The following is a 5293-nucleotide window of genomic DNA, read 5'->3' on the forward strand; positions in this document are numbered from 1 at the left end:
GCTGTGCGGCGCTGGCCGATACCGCGGCCGACCTGCAGGAACTGCCGCTTGAGACACCCACCGACTGGCAGGACGCCGATCGCCTGCTGGCCCATCTGCGCGCACACGCCAGCGCACTGCCGCGATCGCGCCCTACTTGAGCTGCAGGGGATACCGCTGCCACAGCACGTGCACCAGGAACCCGGTCAGTTCCGGATCCTTGCTGCTGATCGCCGCGCGGATCTTGTCCAGCAGCACCATGTCGCTGCAGCTGCGCACGTCGGCGTGATCGGCCTGGCCGGCGCGACGCGCACGGTACCGTGCCGCGCGCTGCGCATCGGTCATCGCATAGCCGAACGTGGGCGGACGGCCGCGCTTGCGCGGCAGCATCAGCTCCAGGGTGCCGGGGTCTTGTTCATCGCGCATGACGGACGAAGATGCAAACGGGGGCGCGCACCATATCGTGAGACATCACTTTAATCCAGCCTTTTGCGCGGTTTTCTGCGTTTGAGCGTCAGCGCGCCGCTTCGGCAAGGCGCGCGCCCAGCCACACCAGCAGCATCCCGCCGACCAGGGTGACGCCCAGATACAGCGGCACCATCGCGCCGCGTCCCGCACGCGCGAACACCAGCGTTTCCATCATCAGGGCCGAGAAGGTGGTCAGCCCGCCCAGCAGGCCCACGATCAGGAACGCGCGCCAGTACGCCGCCTGGCTGCCGCGGCTCTGCAGCCACATCATCAGGTAGCCGGCGGCGAAGGCGCCCACCAGGTTGGCGGTCAACGTTCCCCAGGGAAACCCGCTGCCGAACTGGCGCAGCATCGCGTCGCCGATCATGAAGCGCAGCGCCGCGCCGAGCGCCCCGCCGGCCATGACCAGTCCCAACTGCTGCCACCAGAGGGTAAGACCGTCCATCATTGCCCGCCCTTGTCGGCGCGCGCCTGTTCGCGCGCGGCACGCAGCCGGTCCAGCTTCTCCTTCAGCTTGATTTCCAGCCCGCGCGCCACCGGTTGGTAGTACACGCGCTCGCCCAGCGCATCCGGGAACCCGGTCTGGTCCAGCGCGATGCCCCCTTCCACGTCGTGGTCGTACTGGTACTGCGCGCCATAGCCGAGGTTCTTCATCAGCTTGGTCGGCGCGTTGCGCAGGTGCAGCGGCACTTCTTCGGTGCCGCTTTCGCGGACGTCGGCCTTGGCCTGGTTGAAGGCGGCGTAGCCGGCATTGGACTTGGCGGTGCTGGCCAGGTACAGCACCAGCTGGGCGAACGCCAGCTCACCCTCCGGGCTGCCCAGCCGCTCGTAGATGTCCCAGGCTTCCAGCGCCATCGACTGCGCGCGCGGGTCGGCCAGGCCGATATCCTCGATCGCCATGCGGGTCAGGCGCCTGGCCAAGTAGGACGGGTCGCAGCCACCGTCGAGCATGCGCGTCAGCCAGTACAGCGCGGCGTCGGGGTTGGAGCTGCGCACGGACTTGTGCAGCGCCGAAATCTGGTCGTAGAACTGCTCGCCGCCCTTGTCGAACCGCCGGGTGCGGTCGGCCAGCACCTGCTGCAGCATGTCCGGCGTGATCGTGCCGCCGTCGCCGCCGGCCAGTTCCGCGGCAATTTCGAGCAGGGTCAGTGCGCGGCGCACGTCGCCATCGGCAGCGGTGGCGATTTCCAGCAGCGACTCGGCCGCCACCTGTACCGGCTCGGCCGCCAGCCCGCGCTCGCCATCGCCCAGCGCGCGCTCCAGCGCCTCCACGATGTCGGCCGGCGACACCGCTTCCAGCACATGCACGCGGCAGCGCGACAGCAGCGCCGAGTTCAGTTCGAAGGACGGGTTTTCGGTGGTGGCGCCGACGAACACGATGGTGCCGCGCTCGATGTGCGGCAGGAAGGCATCCTGCTGGGCCTTGTTGAAACGGTGCACCTCGTCCACGAACAGCACCGTGCGGCGCCCGTCGGCGAACCGCTGCGCCGCTTCGGCCAGCACCTGGCGCACTTCGGGCAGCCCGGACAGCACCGCCGAAATGGCGCGGAATTCGGCATCGGCGTAGTGCGCCAGCAGCAGCGCCAGGGTGGTCTTGCCGCAGCCTGGCGGTCCCCACAGGATCATCGAGTGCACGTGCCCGGACTCGACGGCGCGGCGCAATGCGCTGCCGGGCGCGAGCAGGCGCTTCTGCCCCACCATCTCGTCCAGCGTCTGCGGGCGCATCCGCTCGGCGAGCGGACGCATGTTGTCCCGATCCACCGTCAGCAGATCGGGCCCATTGAATGTCGTTCGGTTTCTGGCCACGTGCCTATTCTACCGTGGCCGGGCGTGCGGCTGGCCGCCGCGCCACCGCACGCGCCTGCGACGATGGGCAGCCCGGCTGCCGTTGATCGTGTGGTTGCGCCGCAGCCGGGCAGAGCCCGGCTCTACGGATGCTGCCGGGCAGAGCCCGGCTCTACGGGATGCTGCCGGGCAGAGCCCGGCTCTACGGGATGCTGCCGGGCAGCGCCCGGCTCTACTGGCCGATGACGTCGGTGCCCTTGGGCGGCGCGAAGGTGAAGGTGCCCGCGGCGAAGGACGGGTTGCGCTTCCAGCCGGTGAAGGTGATCACCGTGCGCTGACCCACGGCATCCACCACTTCCATCCGGGCCAGGCCCTGCGCATTGAAGCCCAGCGCGGCGTACTGGAAGGCGGTATCGGTCTCGCGCTTGGGACTCAGCGCCAGCCACTGCAGGCCGTCACGGGCGGCCGCTTCTTCACTGACGTCGTACTGCTTGTCCAGCAGTGCCGGGTTGATCAGCGCGGTCAGCGGGCTGTTCTGCTCTTCGGCACCCTGCGGGCGCACCGTGGCCTGTTCCAGATCCTTTTCATACACCCAGACCTTCTTGCCATCGGCCACGATCAGCTGCTCGTGCGGCTTGATGTACTCCCAGCGGAACAGGCGCGGCGCCGACAGCGCAACGCGGCCGCTGGTGTTTTCCTTGACCTTGCCCTTGCTGTCGAACACCTGCTGGCTGAACTGCCCGTCCAGGCCCTTCAGGCCCTGGGTGAAGCGGTTGAGCTCATCGCGGGCGCCGGCCCAGGCAGTCGCCGATCCCACGCTGGCCATGACCAGGGTGGCGGCAACCAGGTAGCGACGGAAAGTGGTGTGCATGGGCGGTATCCGAACAGATGGGAAGGATGGAGGGCAGTGTGCCCAGCCAAAGCTGAATGGGCGATCAGGGATAGTATGCGCCGCGCCGCCGCGCCCGCCTATCCACCGTGCCGTCAGGGGCCGGCCTGGACCGTCTTCAGGTCGCCGTACACCACCTGCCCACGGAAGCCACGCCGCACCTGCTGGTAGAGCGCGCGGAACGCGGTGTAGTCCTGCGGCTGGCACAGGGCCTGCGGACCGCGCACTGCCCGTTGGTGCAGGCGATGGCGGGCGGTGACCACCTGGCCGTCGCGGGTCCAGTCCAGCTGGTATTCCCCGGCGGCGTTGCGGAACTGCTGGCTGCGCGGGATGGCGACGATCGGCACGCCGGCCGGGAACTGCAGCCGATAGGTTTCCTCGCGCAGGCTATCGGTGCAGTAAAACGGGGTGTCGTTGCCCGGCGCCGAGGTGGTGGCGTAGATGTCACGGAACGACTCGCCCCCGGGCGCATCGGGCAGCGGCATGCCGCCGACCACGCTGAAATCGACGTAGTCGCTGGCGTGGAAATCGTAGCGGTAGTTGAACGGCCGGGTCAGGTCCTGCGGGTCGCCCAGCAACGTCAGCGCACCACTGCCGTCAAAGCCGGACGAAGCCATGATCGACTCCTCCACGCGGGCGCGGTTCTGCGCATTGAGCCGGGCGAAGGAGGCGCGCATGCCGATCTCACTGATTTCGCTGGGCTGCTGCACCGTCTGCCCGCCGAGGTTGCCGGCCGCATCGAAACGGAAGTCCACCTCCAGCCCGTTGCCGTTGCGCGCGGCATCGTTTTCCGGGGTGCGTGCCACGGTGCCCTGGCGGGTCAGCAGCACCGGCGCGCCCAGGTCGCCATCGGGCAACTGGCCAAAGCGCGCGTAGGCGCTGGTGGAGTCCAGGTACAGGTCGAACTCGGGAATGTAGGTGATGGCGTGGTTGAAGCGCCCCAGCAGCGGAATGGCCGGCAGGGTCGGCCCGCCGCCAGCGCCGATCAGCACCGGCGTGCTCTGGATGCCGCGCGCGGCCAGCAGGGCCTCCAGGATCACCACGTGGTCCTTGCAGTCGCCGTAGTGGTTGTCGAGGATGCTCTGCGCCGGGTTCGGCTCCAGCCCGCCGTTGCCCAGGTACACCGCCACATAGCGGATGTTCTGCGAGACCCAGCGGTACAGTGCGGCGGCCTGCTCGCGGCGGTCGTCGATACCGGCGGTGACCTGGTCCGCCAGCGCCTGGATGCCCGGCGTCACCTTCGCCGCCTCGCCGCCCTTGAGCTGGTAGGCGCGGGCCACCTGCGCCCAGTCGCGGTACGTGCTGGCCATGATGTTCGGACTGAACTCCCAGGCAGCCGCCGACCAGTTCTGCGCCTGCATCGGCACGCGACGCTGGTAACGCCACTGCCAGCGGGCCTGGCCATTGCGGATCGTCGGCACATCGCTGCCCTGCACGCCGCGCTGCTGCACGAACATCGGCATGGTGGCCGGCGCCGACAGCGTCACCTGCGCATCGTCGTACTGGGTAAACACGCTGAAGGTCTCCCACAGACCGAAATAGCCTGGGAAATAGGGCGTGTTCTGGGTGCGCCGGGTCTGGTAGACCACCCGGGTGCCGGGGGCCAGGTTGGGGAACACCACTACCCGCACCTTGCGGTCGGCATACATGGCGGCGGCCGCACTGGAGTAGCTTTCCTGGGTGTAGATGCGATCGGCCGGCACGTCGCGGCGCTGGCCGTCGGCGGTCAACGTGTAGGCGGCCAGCACCTCCAGCGTTTCCATCTTCTCGCTGTAGCTCAGGCGCACCTGGCTGAACTGCTCGACCGCTGCCTTGGTCTTGAGCAGGATCTCGTACTCTTCGGTCTGCACGTTGCCCGCATCGGGCCGCACGGCATAGTCGGCGCGATAGCGTACGAAACTGTAGTTGTTGCTGGCCTGCGCGTCGGTGCCCTGCCCCGTGGGTGCCGCGGCTGCCGGGGACGCGGCCGGCACTGCCGGCGTCACGCCGGCATGCGCGGCGGCTGCCACCAGGGTCAGTCCGCCCACCATCAACCAGAGCATCGGCTTCATTGCACTTCCTTGGGGCGGGTGCCGGCGACGGGTGCCCGGCGGGGATGGTCGGGTGTCGCCGGGCGATGGCGCGCCGGGTAGCGCCCCGGGGTGGAGCAGCCGGGCAGAGCCCGGCCTTACT

At 68.9% G+C, this 5293-nt stretch carries 5 protein-coding genes; all 5 read right to left on the reverse strand.

Going from position 1 to position 5293, the window contains the following annotated elements; translation table 11 throughout:
* Positions 1–132 precede the first annotated feature (132 nt).
* Positions 133–405, reverse strand: a complete 273-nt coding sequence (locus tag DBR34_RS19200; protein ID WP_038688374.1) for a hypothetical protein — start codon at positions 403–405, stop codon at positions 133–135.
* Positions 406–493: 88 nt separating this feature from the next.
* Complete coding sequence (gene crcB, locus DBR34_RS19205) at positions 494–892, reverse strand: fluoride efflux transporter CrcB (RefSeq protein WP_128097962.1); 399 nt, start codon at positions 890–892, stop codon at positions 494–496.
* Positions 892–2193 (reverse strand): replication-associated recombination protein A, encoded by a 1302-nt coding sequence (locus DBR34_RS19210; protein WP_258224140.1) that lies wholly within the window; start codon positions 2191–2193, stop codon positions 892–894. Before DBR34_RS19210 ends, crcB begins: the two co-directional genes overlap by 1 nt.
* A gap of 271 nt (positions 2194–2464) precedes the next feature.
* Positions 2465–3103, reverse strand: a complete 639-nt coding sequence (gene lolA, locus DBR34_RS19215) for an outer membrane lipoprotein chaperone LolA (protein WP_128097964.1) — start codon at positions 3101–3103, stop codon at positions 2465–2467.
* A gap of 113 nt (positions 3104–3216) precedes the next feature.
* Positions 3217–5172 (reverse strand): DUF3857 domain-containing protein, encoded by a 1956-nt coding sequence (locus DBR34_RS19220; protein WP_181394081.1) that lies wholly within the window; start codon positions 5170–5172, stop codon positions 3217–3219.
* Between the last annotated feature and the right edge of the window lie 121 nt (positions 5173–5293).

Origin of the sequence: Stenotrophomonas sp. HMWF003 (assembly GCF_003061285.1) — a bacterium.
Lineage (GTDB): Bacteria > Pseudomonadota > Gammaproteobacteria > Xanthomonadales > Xanthomonadaceae > Stenotrophomonas > Stenotrophomonas maltophilia_AP.